The sequence below is a fragment of the Candidatus Uabimicrobium amorphum genome (assembly GCF_009002475.1).
GTDB classification, from domain to species: domain Bacteria; phylum Planctomycetota; class Uabimicrobiia; order Uabimicrobiales; family Uabimicrobiaceae; genus Uabimicrobium; species Uabimicrobium amorphum.
Window position 1 is genome coordinate 5,413,479 of record NZ_AP019860.1, and the last position, 17,988, is coordinate 5,431,466.

The window sequence follows — 17,988 nt, forward strand, 5'->3', positions numbered from 1 at the left end:
TAATTTTAGGAGAGCAAAATGAGAGTTGTGTTCGTTATGTTAGCTATGTTGTGTATTAGCAGCACATACGCACAAAAAGACAAGGTATTGGTTGTTGTTTCTAGTTCTGATTACATCACACTGGCTGATGGAACAAAACATAAAACCGGTTTTTTCTTGTCCGAATTGACGATACCGGTGATGGCTTTAATGAAAGCCGACTATGAAATTGTTTTTGCCAACCCAAAAGGCAATAAACCAACGATGGATGCTGTGGGGGACAGCGTTGATAACTTTTCCTCTGCAGAAGAATATCAAAAAGCCAAAGAGCTGATAAAAATGGATAGCTTTGTAAATCCGCGTAAGCTTTCGGATATTACCGAGGAAGAACTTGCCTCATTTCACGGCATTTTTTTTCCAGGTGGACATGCTCCTATGGAAGACTTATGCCGCGATGCGAGTGTTGGACAAGCATTGCTTTACTTTCACAAGCATCAAAAGCCTACAGCACTTATTTGCCATGGGCCGATAGCTCTTTTATCGGCAAAAGATGAAAATGGTTGGGCTTACGAAGGCTACAACATGACAATTTTCTCTAATGATGAGGAGAAATTTGCCGAAAAGAACATTTTACATGGCAAGATGAAAGTTTTTCCCACCGAAGCTCTGAAAAGTGCAGGCGGAAATTTAAGTCATGCTTCTACAACTTGGCAAAGTCACGCTGTACGCGATCGAGAACTCATTACTGGGCAGAACCCCAAATCAGACCACGCTTTGACAAATTTATTTTTAGAGGCATTGACAAAACAAAGAGTTGCCAATAAAAAAATGGTTTCGTGGGAAGAAACAAAAGATGGACTGAAATCGGGCGTGGTATACGACGCTTCGCTAAGCACTCCCGATTGGGAAAACGATGGTTTTATTTTAGTCTATGTGGGGCGTAAAAAAGGTGATGGAAATTTTGCACAGCAAGTAAAAACGCTCATTGATATGGAGCGTGAAGTGTACAAAGGTGTTTGTCGTGGTTATATTGTTTATACTACGGACACACTGGGCATTGCTTATATGTCATGGAAAGACAAAGAATCCATGCAAAAAACGTTCGCCTCCCCCCAAGGGAAAAAATGTTTAGAATTTTCCAAGACATTTCTTGAAGACATATTTTTTACCGCGGTAAATGAAAAGCCTTTGTGGTTACAACAAAAATAGTCTATTGCATTCCCACCATGTAAATATAACTACACACAAACGAAGTGTTGTAGGGGCGGACCTCGTGTCCGCCCGTTCCCTCAAATTACGATAGATATTCATTTCTGAACATGTCTAATAGCCCAATAAACGTTCATTTACTCCATTTTTAGCGTAGAGTCTTTTATTAAGAGGAAATATCTCCCCAATATATAGGTCCCATAGCAAATAATGTGAACGTATGACAAACGGGATTTTCTTTTTCTTTTTGGGACTTATATCGAAAATAAATGAGAACATATTTCGAGAGATGTGGATATTGTGTAATCGTATTTCAAAGTTTTCGACCTGTGGCGGATTTACATATCTCGCAATATCATTTCTCGCTTTTACATAAACGCCCACAAATAATAAGAGATCGATAGTCATGATAACGAAAGCGATTATCAATGCTTTACGACCATTCAATATGCATTACTCCAAAGAAAATGGCAAATCGTTTATACAAGTATTATTGTTTTTTCAAATAGCGAATGGTGAATAGTCCATCCCAAAGAGCTGTGACTGCCATGCAGGTTACCGCTGTATAAACTACATATTGTGCGATATTTGACCACGAGGCAATAAAGGGCAACGCTATACATAGTGGAATCGCAATGGTTAAAATCTTGTAGCGATACGGCGACGGAGTTTGTGTTAAATGCATTTTGATGAGTTTACCGCAAAAAATCATATTGATGACGGTCAAAAGAGCAACGACCCAGTGAATAGCAAGTAGGTTACAGTAAGACCACAACCCTACAGTAGCAATGGCAATGGTAAATAGTATGACGTCAAGAAAATGTTTTTTCACGCGTACAATACAACCAAGGGTGGTCAGTACGCTGCCTATCGCAACGAGAATAAACAATATCATTGGTATATTCGCAAAAGAGTTATCGCTAAACGTCAACCACGAAGAGTCGCCTAAAAAAAATACACAAAAATACAGGGCTATATACACAAACATTCGTTCGTTGCTACCAAGGTGGCCACTGAAAAATACACCTGTGTAGTGATGTTCCCACATCGTTATATAGAAGGCCAAAGTCAACAATGTGACAAATAAGAAAAACCACATACCTGTAAGACCAAGGCTATAAGCAATACACGAGTCTACTAAAACAAAAGAAATGGAGTCCAACCAATGGTCTAAAAATTCACCCAGTCGTGATGTTTGCCCTGTAGAACGCGCAAGTAAACCATCGGTGTTGTCGCAAAGCATGTATAAAAATGTACTTACCGCGGCAACGATCAGTCCCCATGAGTGCCCTAACGCAACAGCCCAGACCCCCAACATCATCGTAGTGACAAAGATTAAACCTATATACGTCAACATATTGGGCGTAACACCTTTTGGAACAGATTTGACAAAAGGCATCCACACCCACTTGATCATAAAGTCTTGCGTTAGTGATTTTTCTACTACATTATATTCATAATTTTCCATAGTGAATCCTATGTTATAAGCTGATAGAAGAGGTGGTTTTGTGGTTGTTCAAGTATCGTATCTATCTGGGGTTGAGAGAAGGGCGGATCTTATGTCCGCCCTTACAAAATATGTTTTTAGGTGATACCTTTTATGTGTACACAAAGTACCACCTAAAATTAAATAGAGTTTACTTCATATTCTCTATCCACAAACGCATAATTTCTAGCGCATCTTCGTCAACACGCGAAGTACCAATTGGTGGCATTTGTGTTTCGTGGTGGCGGGAAGCAATGCGTTGAAAAAGTATTGATTTTTGCGGCTGTCCGCGAAAGATGATGCGTGCGTCGGGAATACCCAAATCACCATTTTGTGGAGGTAAATCTATGGCCTTCATGTCTTTGGTTTTGGTTTTCCAACGAAAATCTAAAGCCGTAGGCGCGGAGCTATTGGGCTGATGGCACATGGCACAATTCGCCGCTAAGTAAGCGCGGGCACGTTTTTCGATAGATGCGCTGGTGTCTTTGGGGTCCGGCATCTGTGGTAGTTTCGTCGGCGGTGGAGTGTTTTGGGTAAATAATTGTATGTGATTTAGCGTACGCATTTGATTGTCGACAACTTCGGAACCTGGGTAGCGAAACGAGCTGTTGATTTGTGTTGTGCGCAGTCCAAGTACACCGCCGCTTGCTTTTGTATGGCATTGTACACACTGGCTGCGGCTTGGGAAAAGATGCTGTATTTTTTGTGGAACACCATTGGCATCGACGATGTCAAACTCTTTGGTTTTGCCACCAGTGAGAAGTTGGGCATCTGTACCTTCTTCGTTCCACTCATAAGAAAAACCGTACCACTGTTCGCCTTTTTTGTACATGAGACGTGTTTCAATGCGCTTGCGACTATTTTCGGGATCTTGCTCATCGGTAACTAACTCAAAATTTTTGATGAGTACTGTTTTTTGTGGAAAATTCCAGCCATTGTCATTGGGTTGTACTTGTTCGAGGTGAGGGATTGCCATGAAGCGCTGTTTGTGCATGCCGTCGGTCCACAACTGTGAAACTGGCTTGTAGGGAAGTATTCCCAAATGTGTTTGATCAACGCCCTTACCTGCTTGTAAAAGTGCGGGAATATCACTGAGTTTATTAGGGAAACCATTGCCACGTTGGGCGGCAAATGTGTATATTTGTCCTGACAAATCAACGACATAGACTTCTCCGTTGTTGGTTTGGGCAAAACTTGCGATGCTCACCCATGAGTTACGCACTAGTTCAAAAGGGCCATCTACCTTGTTTCCATCATAGCGAAGTCCCCAAATGTTCCCACTACCATAGTCACCGTAAACATACATACCGTAAAGTGAAGGTATGGAATTTCCGTAGTAAACATAGCCACCTGTGACACTGTATCCTTGCGATCTTCCATAAGATGCGATGGGCTTGATGAGACCTTTGGTGTTGCAGTTGGGCTTTTTAAAGCAACGATCTCCCTCCATGATACGCCATCCGTAGTTTCCTCCCGGAACAATTACGTCGATTTCTTCTACCGAGCCTTGTCCTACATCACCGACAAACAAGTAGTTCATTTCGCGATCGAAACTAAATCGCCATGGATTGCGTAAACCGTAAGCGTAGATTTCTTTTTTCGTCAAATTTCCCGCAGGACCTTTGGCATAAAAAGGGTTATGGCGTGGAATACGATACTTTCTACCTTTATCTGGTGTGGAGCGCACATCAATACGCAAGATATTACCCAATAAAGAAGTGGTATCTTGCCCGCTGTTCAGTGGATCACCTCCCGAACCTCCATCTCCCAAACCAATATAGAGTAGGTTATCAGGTCCAAAAGCGATCATACCACCGTTGTGATTACTGTATGGCTGTGGTATTTCAATGATGACTTCTTCACTGGCAGGACTGGCACTGTTTTGTTGTGCCGTAAAGCGCGAAACGCGCGATGTACCTGGATTGTGTTTTATCCACGAGTAGTACACGTAAAATTTGCCGTTGTTTTGGTAATTCGGATCTAAAGCCATACTCAATAGACCCTGTTCCCCTCGGCTGCGTACTTTACTGGTGATGTCTAAAAAAACTTTGGCCTTGGCAAAGTTGTCCTCTTTGGACAAATATACAATACGTCCTTTTTTTTCGACGACATAAATGCGACCATTGTGGTCTTCTGTCATAAATACAGGCTGCGTAAACGTTGCCGAGTTGAAAACTTGCTTTAATTGTAAGGCACCAGGATTTTTTTGCGGGATATCGTTGATGAGAATGGCCTCATTCGCCGTACGCGATTCTATTCCGTAGGGTTGTGCATATGCGACACCTATGATTACCAACCATAGAAAGAAATAGAGTTTCATCGTGACCTCCTATATAGTTTTGAATGTGAAAATATATGTATCAATGTTACCAAAAATATGTGCGAGATAGTATGATAAATCTATATATGTGTGTTTGTGGATTTTTATGTACCTCAGTGAAAGTTGATAAAGGTAAGTTTTTTAGAATAAAAAATATGGAGGGAGCATGCGCAAAGAAGAGCAAATCGCAAGAGATCTATATGAATTTTTAAAGTCGCAATGTGAAACTTGTGTGGAAGTCGCTATCGAAGGGGCAGGTGTACATTGGCATGTGGAGGCACAATACAAAAATCGTCGTTGTCGTATACATTGTATGTATTACGACAATATGGACGGTTTATGGCTTGGCATGCGTGGCAATGCGCATTTACGAGGTAGCACGAACGACACGCCTCAGATAACGCATCGTGGAGTGGAGTATTTGATCTCATTTCATGATAACGACGACCGCATATGCGAGGGGCGGACATATGATTACAATTCCATTTATGGATGCATTCGTGGGTGGATTATCGCGTGCGAAAGTCGCGAAAAATTGTACGAAAAATTTGACTTTATCGACAAGAATACTCGGACATTAAAGGCGTTGGGAAAGCAAATCGATGCTAGTCAAAAGCGACGGGGTTCTAAATGGAGAACTTGCTTTGAACCTTCGTATACAGGAGATGTGGGCGTTGAACTGTGGGTATACGCGCAGCGTTATTCTTGCCGGATTTGTACTACCCCTAGCAATACGATTCGCTGCTCGTTTTTCATAAATGCGACTTTGCTTGCTTCACAAGACTCTACAATAGAAGATATAGAAACTAGTGTTTATCTGTGGACAGATCAACAAATAACGTTGGATAAACTACAACAGAAATTTCCGCAACTACAAATACGTGATTTCGCTAGGGTTTTTGAACGCGGAGATTATTCGGATTGGCATTGGCAAAACGTTTTACAACAAGCACGAAGTGGCGATGAAGTTTTGGAATACTACTTGCCTATTTTGGAAGAAATTGTCGTACGTCCAGAGATAAAATGTTTTTTCTCTTTCACCAGTCTTAATAGGCTTTGCTTTTCGCGTTGTTCACATTATCCGTTTATGACAGAAGGTTTACCAGTGTTGTTTCCTACGCAAGAAGGTTGCTTTGCGCATTGTGGAGAGTATAGTATTTGCGGTAATTACGAGGTGATATGCAATTTTTTGTCAGAGCATTTAGAGCGTCTGGCACAACCAGCACCTTTTGTCGGAACCATTCGCCAATTTTTCATATCTCCACTGAACAAGGCGTTGGAAAAACTTCATAGCGATGTGCGTATGGAACATGTACAACAAAATCAGTGGAGTCGCGTGCAGGCCGCAAAAAATAATTATCGTTGTGGGTTGGAAATTTACGAAGAGGAAGAGAATCTTTATGGCATCTATTTTAGTAAAGATGATAGTGAAATAGCGCTTGGGCGTTTTGCTTCCGTTGATGCAACTGCCGTTGCAATAAACAAATGGTTAAATCATGGAAGCCTTCCACCACAAGCGCAAGATCTGAAGGATTTAGTTTGAGACTTCATCGTAGTTGTGACCACCGTGAAAATACCTAGTTGACTTGGCCGTAGTCACAGCTACAATTGTCATAACCTTCAGATTATTCGGAAATGATTTCTAAGGCAGGCATTGATTTTTTTGGGTAGCACAGCAGCTCTGCTTGGGTGTTACCGTGTATTTGCCAAAGAATTTCGGTATTGGTGTCAGTGACCTCTTCTTCCTCACCATTTTTGTCATTAAAGCGTTTCGCCCAGTAGCCTAGTATACCAACTAAAAATACAAAACTGGTGATCCAGCAAAATCCACTGAGCAAATGAATGGTATCGTGTAAGGTAAGATAAGAAAATATTGTGAAATCACCTGTTAGCCCCATTTGCGCAGATTTGTCTAGCATTTGCAAAAATGTTTTTCCAAGCAAATATAGAGTAACGGCGTAAATCGTAAAAATCTGTCCTTGTTGAAATGCCAGCCATTTTCCTGTCGAGTCAAAATGTTCTTTTATTCTTTTTTCTGATGTGAGTTTGAGAGCCACAGGACTGATTTCAAATTTTTCAATAGGTTGTCTCTCGGAGTCTTGTTGGCGATAGAAGACTTCTACGGCTTCGGTAAAATGAGAGGCTTCGTTTAAAGTAGCTTTTTCCACCATTTCGCGAAACATCGGAACGGTAAATAGGGCAATATTTAGACCAATACCAAGTGAAAAGATAGCAAAGGCATAATTGCTCGTTTGCGCAGTTGTGGATGGCGACCACAGTTGATAGACTTCATAACCTACCATAATGGGCATTAACGCAAGGAAGACTCCATAACCTTTGCGATAAATCTTACCTAAGGTAGATATCTTTTGTCCATCTTTTGTTGTGGAATGTTGCAATTCCAGTTCGTTGGTTTTTACCATTCCCGCGTAGTTGCGAAACAAGATCAAACTCGCCGCTGCCATCGGAACAAACCCCACGATGATTCCTGTGGTGAAATAGCTCCATTGTAACCATTGTCCAACCCAAAAGCCGCCCACAAAAAAAATAGCCATCGCAACAAAAGTATTGGTTTGTGCAATGAACAACGCGATGGTGAGCACAATACACATATTTTGTAGAAAATCTTGCCAGGAACTATGAGAATAAAGAAAAATTTGCAGAAGAAATGCCGCAAGTACAAATAAAATAAGAGCCATGAGCAGTTTCGGGCGATATGTGGTGTAGTCGTAGAGTTTTGAGAGTTGTGTAAAACGAAAGCGCGCTAACTGATCTTTTGGCGGCAGGGGGTTGATGATGTCTACTGGTACGAGTAGCCAGGTTTTTTTTATGGAATTAAAGACAAAAGCAATGGTAACACCCAGAGCAAGAGAAACAATGAGTATCGTTATTCCTATCATAATATTCTTTCTATATTTGATTGCTTAAATAACGGACTTTGTGTGATTACGATTTTTCTACAATACCATAATAGATTTAGAAGATAAAGCGGTCGTTCTATATTTGAAATTGATAGCGTAGCTTTTTTTGCAGTTGATAGCGTAGCCAAAAGTCTTTTTGGCTACGCATAAATAGCTGCTTCTCTTGTAAGGGCATGTTCATTTTATTTGTCTTGTAATAGCGTTTTACTTCTTTCATTACCAAGCGCTCAAGCTCTAGAAGATGGTATGGGTGCGGCATTTTTGTTTTATGCATTTGTTGACAGGTGCGCAGTATTTCTTGTGGAGTTAGCTGCAAGCGTGGTTTTACCAACATTTGAATTAGACGTTGTAGATTTTGGCGGCAGGCAATGATACTCTGATCGAGATCTGCGTAATGATGATTTTTGACGCCATATTGCTCTATGATGTTTTTTTCGCAAAGTTGTATGGCAACGCCGTCGACTTTATTGTCTAGTAGGCGTACTGTACGGCGATAGGCAAGTAGGAAGTCAAGATACATTGTTTGTAGCTCGCTGTGGCAATATTTCATATGAAAAGTGATGATCCACCAATCTTTCCACATGGCGATAAATTCGAGTGGATTAGGTAAAAAACTCCATAAAAAATCCTTCCATGTTTTTTGGGCAAATTGCATGGTCTCTTTCCTATTGAGAAAATTAAGATCGCGTTTCATGCAATCCAACCTTTCGCGTAGCTCGATTAAGTATTTCAAAGGAAAATTCTCACAGAGTTCACTTTGTGGTTGGTTCCACAGAAACAACTGGCAAATTTCGTGGCGTGCTTTTTCGATTTCATTACACAAGTCGCTGACTTCGGTTCCGGCTTTTGTACGGAGTATTTTTCTACGGATAGAGCGCATGGTACGCCATGTACTGAATATTTGCGTTACATAGTTGGCGATCCATTGCACCATGTTATCCATCGCGTAAGCTAGCAACAGAAAGCGCAGACCTATGGTAAGTTGTACAGTTTTCATTAACATTTTCGATTTGGCAAATATGCGTTCGGTGACCCCGGGTATTCCCGCTTGTTCGCTGAGAAATACCTCGAAAATGGGAACGTCGTTTTTCTGCGCCTTGCTCTTTTGCTTTGCGATCCAAGTGTGTAAGATTTTCTGTCTAGATTTACGGCCGGAAGTACGTCGCTTAATTTTTAAACTTGTGATTTTAGATGTGGCCACTTTTTTTCTAGTTTTACTTGGAGGCGTTGGTAAAGTTGTGTCAAAAGGTCGATGTTCTGTGGGAGGCATGGCTCCAAGTGTGGGAAAAGGCTTTTCCTTAGAGCGCCTTGAGGTAGGTGTCGCTGGAAAAGTAATTTTTGAAGAGGGAGGTTGAATTTCAAAAGTTTCATCAGGCCCTGGTGGTGGGGAAAAATAGTCCGTTTCCAAGTCCGTTTTATTTTCGAAAGACTGCTCTGTGTTTATTTGCTCCCAGTCCCATTCTTGGGTAAAGGCGTTTTTGGCGTGATCAACATCCATATCGTCCGCGGGAATATCTATGCTCGGACCTTCTGCCTGTGAAAAATCGAATATGGGAGGCTGCTCTTCAAAGTCAAACAAACTGTCTTTGCTGAGAGATGCACCTGCGAAGGGGTCTTGCGTTTCTATGTCTTTGTCTAGAAATACATCTGTAAATGGGTCTTGCGCTTCTAGATCATCGCGCTTTGGCTCTTCTGCTTCTATGATTAGTTTGCTATCTATGATGGATTTCAACTCGTCGTCATCTAGTTTCTCGACCTCGAATGCTACTTCGTCGCGTTCTTCGATTGCCATGAAGGACGCCAACTCCTCGCTATCTAATTCTTCCGCTTCGAGGACAATCTCTGTATCAAGGATGTCGCTTTCTAAAATAGTTTTCGCTTTCTCTACAGATTCTCTTAAAGAAATGGCTTCGCGAGACGATAGTCCTATGAACTCACACTTTTCTTCTAGCGAAAATTTATGATGGCAAAAATCAGCGTATCTGTAGTCGCATATGAGTTCTTGCCAGGTGGTATATACCGAAGCAAACAAACACAGCTCTTTCATTTGTGGAGAAAGATTGGTGAAAATAACAAGGGGAACTTCATCGTGCGTGTCAATATGCAAAATGGTCGTGTATTCTAATGATACGACAATAGCACCGCGAAAAGAGTCTGGTTGTTTTTCTGCACACGCCGCAATTAATTCCCGTAAAGACCATTCGCCGCGTGGAATAAGTAGCTGTAATTGTTCCGCGCACCACTTTACATGTGTGTATATCTGTAGGTTTGTTTGCGGAGTGCTCGACGTATTGTTCATGTGTTTTTTTAAAAAGTTGTTGATAAAGTGATTGGGGGAGTTTTCTAAACATGCAAGAATACTTTGTTCTATGTCTTTTTGTATTTGCGACGTGCAAGGTGTTTTGCGCATTAGTGTATGACGCAAAATAGCACGGTGGGTATAGTTTTTTGTGGCAGTCTGTAGTTTGTAAAGCGTCGTTTTTACATCCAATTGTAAAGAACACCACTGTTGTTTTTCGAGTAAAGCACGGAAATACTTGAGCAAGAAACTGTGTGGATTTTGCATAATTTTTTGTACAAAGGCGATGTCTGGCCCCCATTGTACTAAAATACTCACAATTCCCTCGCGAATAAACACGTCTTTGTTGTCTAACGCTTCTACAAGAGAAATGAAATCCTTGCTTTGCTCTACATAACTTTTTATTTCGTATAGCGTATCATGTCTTTTATGTATGTAGCGTTTTGTTAATGTATTTACATCCATAGTATTTACCGTTTTGATTTGGGGCGTGTCATCAATTAAAGTTTGTTTAATCGATGACACGCCCTAGATAATCTTGAACAATTTCACTAGTTTTTTCTGCAAAATATGAGCGTGTTACGTCGCTGTGGATTGTTCCCGGAAGTTTGTGTACCTTAACATTTGGGGCGACTTGTCGTAAACGTTTTTCTGCGTAATCACCCTGCTGTTTTTCCGAACGTATGTACACCAGTACACCATTGTAAGGTTGTGGTTTGTATCGATCTCGTATGGTGCGTAGTTGTGCACGCATTTTTTTGCGTAGTTTGGTGCGCGGATCAGTAAGTTTTTTTATCTTACGCTTTATACTGAGGCCACACATTATTTTTTTGATTTTTTGCGCAACGAAATGCATGTCGCCCGAGCATACATGTTGCCAAAATTTTACTAGTTTTTGCAAGCGCTTTTTTTTACGGCGCTTTTTGTCTTGGTGCAATTGTTGCGACTTGTAGTTTTCCATCCCAGGGATATTGATGGTATCCATCATAAAGACGAGTTTCACGGCATCTCCACGTTGTTGTAGTTGTCTTGCGAGTTCAAAAGCAACTATTCCACCAAGGCACATTCCACCGATAACGTACGGGCCATGCGCTTGAATAGTTTTTATTTTCTCACAGTGGTAACGAGCGGTGTCCTCAATAGATGTATCTGCGGGTAAATCATGAGTACGTATGGCATATGCCGTTTTTTTCCCGTCGAGACAGTGAGATAAATGTTGGTAACAAATGGGGTCGACGTTTGCCGCATGAACGAGAAATATACCGTGTCCACGTAACTTTGCATTCATCGGAATGATGGATTGCTGCAATGTTGTATGAATTTGAGGGACGATAGTGACGAAATCATGGATTGTTGGATGAGTGAGTAGGACCGACAAGGGGAGTTTTTCATGATCATCACTTGCAAAGCCAAAAAGCGGGCGCATTTGACTTACGGCGTGTACGGCGAGTAGAGAGTGTCCGCCAAGAGCAAAGAAGTCATCGTGAATCCCAATATTTTTTACTTGTAAAATATCTTGCCAAATGTCACAAAGTTTTTTTTCTATATCGTTGCGTGGTGCAGCGGATTTTGTTGCTGTGAAGTCGAAGTTTTCTATTTCCGCCAAAGCCTTCTTATCTATTTTGCCACTGGCGTTTAAGGGCAATGCTTCACGGAGAACAAAATGCGAAGGAACCATGTATGAAGGGAGTTTTTCTCGGACAAAGTTTTTGATCTCGTCCACACACAGTGATGTATTGGTGACAACATAGCTGACAAGAAAGGATTTAGCGTTATGTTGATAATGTACTACCGCAGTTTCAACAACTTTTGGGTGTTCTCTAATTGTTATTTCTATTTCGCCTAGCTCGACGCGAATACCGCGAATTTTAACTTGTGAATCTTTTCTACCCATGAACATAATTTGCCCATCGGCGCGCATGTAGCCCATATCTCCGGTACGATATGTGCGTTTTTCTTTGTTTGGCGAATTATTCAGAAAAGTTTGGGCATTGAGTTGCGGACGCCGCCAATACTCCAAAGCGACGTGTGGACTTTTGATGGCAATTTCTCCATACAATTCAGTGGGGCGCTGTTGTGCATCGAGAAGTACAATATCCGTGTCTTCAACGGGATAGCCTACTGCCACAGTGTTTTGGGGGATTGGTGTGTGATGATAAATGAAATTTTGCAAAGTAACCGTCGATTCTGTTGGTCCCAAGCCGTTGACAAAAATACAATGTTCCTCAAAATGTTTTTTGTAGGAATCGACATCTTCTTTACGAACTTCTTCTCCTCCGAGAACAACGAAGCGCAGATCAGGAAAATGTTGGTGTTCTTGGATGGTTTTGACAAAGTGACGGTATATCGTTGGCGTTGAGTGGTAAATAGTAATTTTATTGTCTATAATCCATGTCGCTAGATCTTCAATGCTGTCATTACGTAAATCGAAAAGATATAGAGTAGCACCATTGAGAAGAGCGGCAAAAATATCCATAATAGAGGCATCAAAATGATAACCTGCGACCATCAACAAGCGATCCGTATGTGTTATTTTCAAGTTATTGGTATAGTTGCGGATGAAGTGTAAAATATTACGATGATTTTGCACAACACCTTTGGGAGTGCCTGTAGAACCAGAAGTGTATAGAAGATAGGCAATATGGTCTGGGGATACTTTGTGGTTGATCGTGACGTTGTTGTCTTGTATCGTGAGATTGTCGAAATTGAAGACGACGGTATCGTTGTTTGCCAACAACTGTGCTTGCGGCAAATGGTTCGTTTCGGTGACAATGGCGCGAACATTAGCATCCTCCACAATAAATTGCTGACGTTGGCTAAAAACAGGCTCCAGGGGAACATATGTTTTCCCCGCGGCAACGACACCCAGTATTGCTGCGATCATGGATAAATTATGGGAAAATAGTAATGCGACTTGCGCTGTATTTTCGCCGAGACATTGTTGTAGTTGTAAAGCTAGGTGACACGATAATGCGTAGATTTCTTGATACGTGTGGTACTCATGGTTTGAAAATACGGCATGGTGGCTACCGTGTTGATTTACTTTTTGTGTATAGCGTTGAAAAATGGACTGTTGGATCTGTTTTTTGGCAAACGTAATGAACTCTTTTGTCTCCGGGACGGAGAGTAGTTGTTGCGCTCGATTTTTTTGATACTGTTGTTGTTCGTATTGCCCAAAAATCTGAAGCTGTGCTATTTTTTGTTGCGGATGGCGTACAATACTGTTTAGTAGTTGCAAAAAATGTCTGGTCATTCGTTCTATCGTGGCAAGTGAAAACAAGTCGCGGCTATAGCGAAAAGTAATTTGTAGCGCATCTTGTTGCCTTATGTAGAGTGTCAAGTCGAATTTTGTGGTATCCATTTTACGCTTGTAGTTGCTTGTTTGTAAGCCAATAAATTCTGAACCGCTTAGTTTCGCGTCATCTAGCATATTAACCATCACTTGAAAAATGGGATTGCGGCTCATGTCCCGTACTGGATTTACATCTTCTACTAGTTGCTCAAAAGGATATTCTTGGTGCGCATAGGCCCCTAAGCACACTTCTTTTACGCGTCGTAGCAACTCCTCGAAACTAGGATCGCCACTCAAGTCTGTTCGCAGGGCCAAGGTGTTAATAAAAAATCCGATGTTGTTTTCTATTTTTCCATGATGGCGATTGGCAATTGGAAAGCCAATGGTGATGTCCTCCTGACCACTGTAACGATGTAGCAATATATTAAAAGCCGTTAGCAATACCATAAATAGCGTACTATCATTTTGGTGACTCAGTATATCGAGTTTGCGTTTTAAATTTTCATCGACAACTAGATTGCAACGTTCGCCGCGATAATTTTGTTGTGCTGGGCGTGGATAGTCTGTGGGGAGGTCTAATACAGTTGGTTTTGTGGCAAATTGTTTTTGCCAGTAATCTCGTTGTTTCGCAATGGCATTTTGCTGTCGTTGCCATACACAGAAGTCGCCGTATTGCACTTGTAGTATTTGTAGTTGAGGTGTTCTTGTCTCCTGCAGTGCATTGTATATTTCGGTTAGTTCTTTCCACAAAACGCCCATGGACCAGTGGTCGCTGATGATATGATGCATGGTGATACACAACACAAAACGTTTTTTGCCACAGCAGATCAGTTTAAAACGTACTAGTGGAAATTTGGTGAGAACAAAGGGGTTTTTCTCTTTCTCTACTTCGTGTTTTATTTGCTCTTCTGTATTTGTTTTATCTGCTAAATTAGCGACATCTAATGGGATTTTCTGCGATGAAATCTTTTGCCATACTTCTCCATCGTTACTTTCTTCTAAATATGTCTTTAATGCATGTTGTCTCTCTCCAAGGAGAGTAATGGCCTTTTCCATAAGTGGAATATCGACTTCACCTTTGAGATCAACTATACGTGACATATTGTAAAATGTACTTTGTGGCTCAAGTAGATACAAAAACCACAGGCGTTTTTGCGCCGCAGATAGCGGATATTTGTCTTTTGCTAGCGCAACTATTGGAGTTAGTTTCTCCGTACTTGTTTCCAGTAGCTGCGCAAATCTCTGTATTGTTGGTGCTAAAAAGATACTTTGTAGTGGTATATCTTGTTGAAATGTTTCGCGTACTTGACTAATCATGCGTATCGCAAGCAGTGAATGCCCACCTAGTTCAAAAAAATTATCATTTGTGCTGATATTGTTTATTTTGAGTACCTTTTGCCAAATTTTGTGTATTTGTTCTTCCATAGGATTTTTGGGAAGAACATAAGTTTTGGCTGTAGTGATAAAATTCTGGGGAAGAGCTTGTCTATCTATTTTGTTATTAGGCGTTAAGGGAAATTTATCCAAAACGACGAAATGAGTGGGTATCATGTACTGTGGTAATTTGCTTTGTAACCATAAGCGTAACTGCGAAGAGGTACTTTGTGGGGCGACAATATATGCGACCAATATTTGATGGTGGTGTTGGTCTTTTTGGGCAACCACAAGTGCATGAGTTATATCGGGGTGTTGGCGCAACGTTGTCTCCACCTCGCCTGGTTCCATACGAAAACCACGTACTTTGATCTGATCATCTATACGTCCGAGAAACTGGATTTCTCCATTTGGCAACCAGCGCACTAAGTCACCGGTTTTATACATTTTGCGACCAGCTTGGTAAGGGTTATCGACAAATTTATTTTGAGTTAACTGCGGACGATTAAGGTATCCTTGTGCTACCCCCCATCCCGAAATACACAATTCACCGGGGACACCAATCGCACATAAACGATTTTTTTGCATAACGTACAGTTGAGTATTGGCAATTGGTTTACCTATGGTTACGATCTGTGATGATTTTACACGGCAGGATGTGGACCAAATAGTAGTTTCTGTGGGGCCGTAGACATTCCAAAGGGCTCTACATTTTTGTAGTAATTCACTGGCTAAGTTTTGGTTCAATTCTTCTCCGCCACAAAGTATTTTTAAATGCGAATTGCCTTTCCATCCATCATCTAGGAGTGAAGTCCATAAAGAGGGGGTTGCTTGCATGATGGTTACAGAAGACGCTTTCTGTTTTAAAGTGGAGACATTTGTCACTTCCTCTGTGGTGGCGATGATGTTTTTTGCGCCTGAGATGAGTGGTAGAAATATTTCTAAAACAGATATGTCAAAGCATACAGTTGTAACACTTAGTAGAGTATCTTGTGTGGTTATTCCCATTTGACGTTGAAAATGTAATAGGAGGTTGGCGACAGAGTTGTGCTTGACTTGAATTCCTTTTGGCTTACCGGTGCTTCCCGATGTATAAACTATGTTGAAAAGGTTGTATGGCGAGACGGATGACTCTGTTAGTTTTTCTTGTGATATTTGGTTGTCGTCCACATAAATGACAGTATTTGCCTGTATTGCCTTTACATTTTTTGAAGTTAACAAAACATCGATATTGGCATCTTGTAGCATGTAATCAATACGCTGTTGCGGATAATTGGGATCTATTGGTAGATAAGCAGCACCTGATTTCAAAATGGCAAGAATACCTATGACCATTTCGATAGAACGTTCGACGATGATGGCGATAATTGGACGGTGTTTTTGCGCCAATATATACGCAAGTTGACTAGCTTTTTCATCAAGTTCGCGGTACGTGATTTGTTTGTTCTTGCATACAAGAGCTACATTTTTAGGCGTTTTGCGTGCCTGGGTTTCAAAGAGTCCATGTACGGTATTCTTTGGAAAATTGTGTTGCGTATCGTTAAACTCTACAAGTAATCGTTGTTTCTCCTCAGAGGTTAGCATATCCAAGTGTGCGATGGGGTGTTGTGGTGATTCTACCGCACTTTGCAATAACTGTACAAAATGAGTGGCCATTCTCTCAATGGTTGCCTGTTCAAATAGATCAACGCTATACTCCCAACAGCCTAGCAATTGCTCATCTACTTCTTCAAACATTAAGTGGAAGTCGAATCGCGAGCGGAGACGTTTTAAACGCAGCGGTTGAAAGGTAATATCTGAAATATGTGTTTTTGTTAACCAATTTTGCTGTAGAGCAAAGGAATTTTGGAAAATAGCAAAACGACTGGGGTCGCGGTCTATACTGAGATTTTCGACAAGTTTTTCAAAAGGCATATCTTGGTATGCTTGGGTTTCCAAACACCCTTGGCGAATAACTTGTAATACTTCACCAAAATTATATTCATCATTTAATTTTGTGTGTAACGCAACGGTGTTGACCACAAAGCCAATGAGATTTTGTAGTGCAGGGTGATTGCGACATGCAATGGGAAACCCTACCACAATATCTTGTTCTCTAGAATAACGCGATAGCAAGATTTTGTATATGGCAAGTAGCCCCATGAACAAGGTGCAGTTGTGTTCGCGTAGTAGTGTTTTGAATTTTGTTAGAAGCTGTGCTTTTACATTAAAATGAATGCTATTACCTTTAAATGTAGGCTGCGAAGGTCGTAAATAGTCTGTCACTAGAGGTAGAGGCTGTAGCCCCTGTAATTTCGTTTTCCAGTAATCTAGGAGTAATTTTACTGTCTCGTCATCAATCCATTTTCTTTGCCACAGAGCAAAATCGCTATATTGTATAGGTAAATTGCTCAGTTGTGGTTGATGTCTGTTCATGTAAGCGTCGTAGCATTTGATGAGTTCTCTTTGTAAAATGGTAAAAGAGGAACCGTCGCAGATACAATGATGTAGAACGATAAATAACACGTGATGTTGTTTATCTAATTGTAAAAGGCGAAAACGAACCATACCTTTTTCGAGATCGAAGTTCGTATATGATTCTTCATGAGTGATTTTTTCTATTTTTTCATTATGGGAAATTTCTTGCGAGATCGAAGTACACGGTAGTGTTACCTCGTAGGGGGCTAAGATTTTTTGGTAGGGGATTCCTTCGTCCTCGTAAAAAACCGTACGCAAAATTTCATGGCGCAGTACAATGTGTGTTAAACTTTTTTCCAGGATCATTGTATTGAGATGACCAAAAATTTCAAGAGCCTGGGGTACGTTATAGGGGTCTTTTTCTTGGTAAATTTGATGTATTAGCCACAAGCGCTGTTGATTTAGTGAAAGAGGTATCTTTTGTGATGATGTAATTTTTTGCAGAGGATTTCGCCGCGAACTTTTGTGCAGTTGTTGTTGATGTAAATGCATTAACAATTCACTGCGATGCTGTGCTATCGCTTGTGAAATTTGTGGTGTGATGGTGTTTTTGGGAGCACGTACATGTATTTTTTGTCCTTTGGTAGATAACTGAATGTTGTGTCTTTGTAAATAAGACAAAAGATCATCTAATTTCATCATGAAAAATCC

7 protein-coding genes are annotated in these 17,988 nt (G+C 40.9%); 2 read left to right on the top strand and 5 right to left on the bottom strand.

Annotated features, from left to right (window positions below; all coding sequences use genetic code 11):
- The first annotated feature begins 18 nt into the window (after positions 1–18).
- Positions 19–1,188 (top strand): type 1 glutamine amidotransferase domain-containing protein, encoded by a 1,170-nt coding sequence (locus UABAM_RS19725; RefSeq protein WP_151969714.1) that lies wholly within the window; start codon positions 19–21, stop codon positions 1,186–1,188.
- Positions 1,189–1,678: 490 nt separating this feature from the next.
- Here UABAM_RS19725 and UABAM_RS19730 read toward each other — a convergent pair whose 3' ends face one another.
- Together UABAM_RS19730 and UABAM_RS19735 are read right to left on the bottom strand one after the other, a co-directional pair.
- A complete protein-coding gene (locus tag UABAM_RS19730) occupies positions 1,679–2,656 on the bottom strand; it encodes a CDP-alcohol phosphatidyltransferase family protein (RefSeq protein WP_151969715.1) in 978 nt (325 codons plus the stop codon).
- A gap of 169 nt (positions 2,657–2,825) precedes the next feature.
- The gene (locus tag UABAM_RS19735; RefSeq protein WP_151969716.1) at positions 2,826–4,994 is read right to left on the bottom strand and encodes a PQQ-dependent sugar dehydrogenase; all 2,169 of its coding nucleotides are present in this window, start codon (positions 4,992–4,994) and stop codon (positions 2,826–2,828) included.
- Between the two features lie 166 nt (positions 4,995–5,160).
- Here UABAM_RS19735 and UABAM_RS19740 point away from each other — a divergent pair, with 166 nt between their 5' ends.
- A complete protein-coding gene (locus UABAM_RS19740) occupies positions 5,161–6,537 on the top strand; it encodes a DUF6193 family natural product biosynthesis protein (protein ID WP_151969717.1) in 1,377 nt (458 codons plus the stop codon).
- Positions 6,538–6,619: 82 nt separating this feature from the next.
- Here UABAM_RS19740 and UABAM_RS19745 read toward each other — a convergent pair whose 3' ends face one another.
- From UABAM_RS19745 to UABAM_RS19755, 3 genes are all read right to left on the bottom strand, one after another.
- Positions 6,620–7,894 carry a hypothetical protein gene (locus UABAM_RS19745; protein WP_151969718.1) on the bottom strand — a complete coding sequence of 425 codons (1,275 nt, stop codon included), beginning with the start codon at positions 7,892–7,894 and terminating at the stop codon, positions 6,620–6,622.
- A gap of 97 nt (positions 7,895–7,991) precedes the next feature.
- Positions 7,992–10,679, bottom strand: a complete 2,688-nt coding sequence (locus tag UABAM_RS19750; RefSeq protein WP_151969719.1) for a hypothetical protein — start codon at positions 10,677–10,679, stop codon at positions 7,992–7,994.
- A 46-nt stretch (positions 10,680–10,725) separates the two neighbouring features.
- Positions 10,726–17,979: a non-ribosomal peptide synthetase gene (locus UABAM_RS19755; RefSeq protein ID WP_151969720.1), complete on the bottom strand. Its 7,254-nt coding sequence runs from the start codon at positions 17,977–17,979 to the stop codon at positions 10,726–10,728.
- Between the last annotated feature and the right edge of the window lie 9 nt (positions 17,980–17,988).

What these genes read in the sequence shown, in the direction of transcription:
- UABAM_RS19725 (WP_151969714.1), top strand. Translation starts at nt 19, where the DNA reads ATGAGAGTTGTGTTCGTTATGTTAGCTATGTTGTGTATTAGCAGCACA.
- UABAM_RS19730 (WP_151969715.1), bottom strand. Translation starts at nt 2,656, where the DNA reads ATGGAAAATTATGAATATAATGTAGTAGAAAAATCACTAACGCAAGAC.
- UABAM_RS19755 (WP_151969720.1), bottom strand. Translation starts at nt 17,979, where the DNA reads ATGATGAAATTAGATGATCTTTTGTCTTATTTACAAAGACACAACATT.
- UABAM_RS19745 (WP_151969718.1), bottom strand. Translation starts at nt 7,894, where the DNA reads ATGATAGGAATAACGATACTCATTGTTTCTCTTGCTCTGGGTGTTACC.
- UABAM_RS19735 (WP_151969716.1), bottom strand. Translation starts at nt 4,994, where the DNA reads ATGAAACTCTATTTCTTTCTATGGTTGGTAATCATAGGTGTCGCATAT.
- UABAM_RS19740 (WP_151969717.1), top strand. Translation starts at nt 5,161, where the DNA reads ATGCGCAAAGAAGAGCAAATCGCAAGAGATCTATATGAATTTTTAAAG.
- UABAM_RS19750 (WP_151969719.1), bottom strand. Translation starts at nt 10,679, where the DNA reads ATGGATGTAAATACATTAACAAAACGCTACATACATAAAAGACATGAT.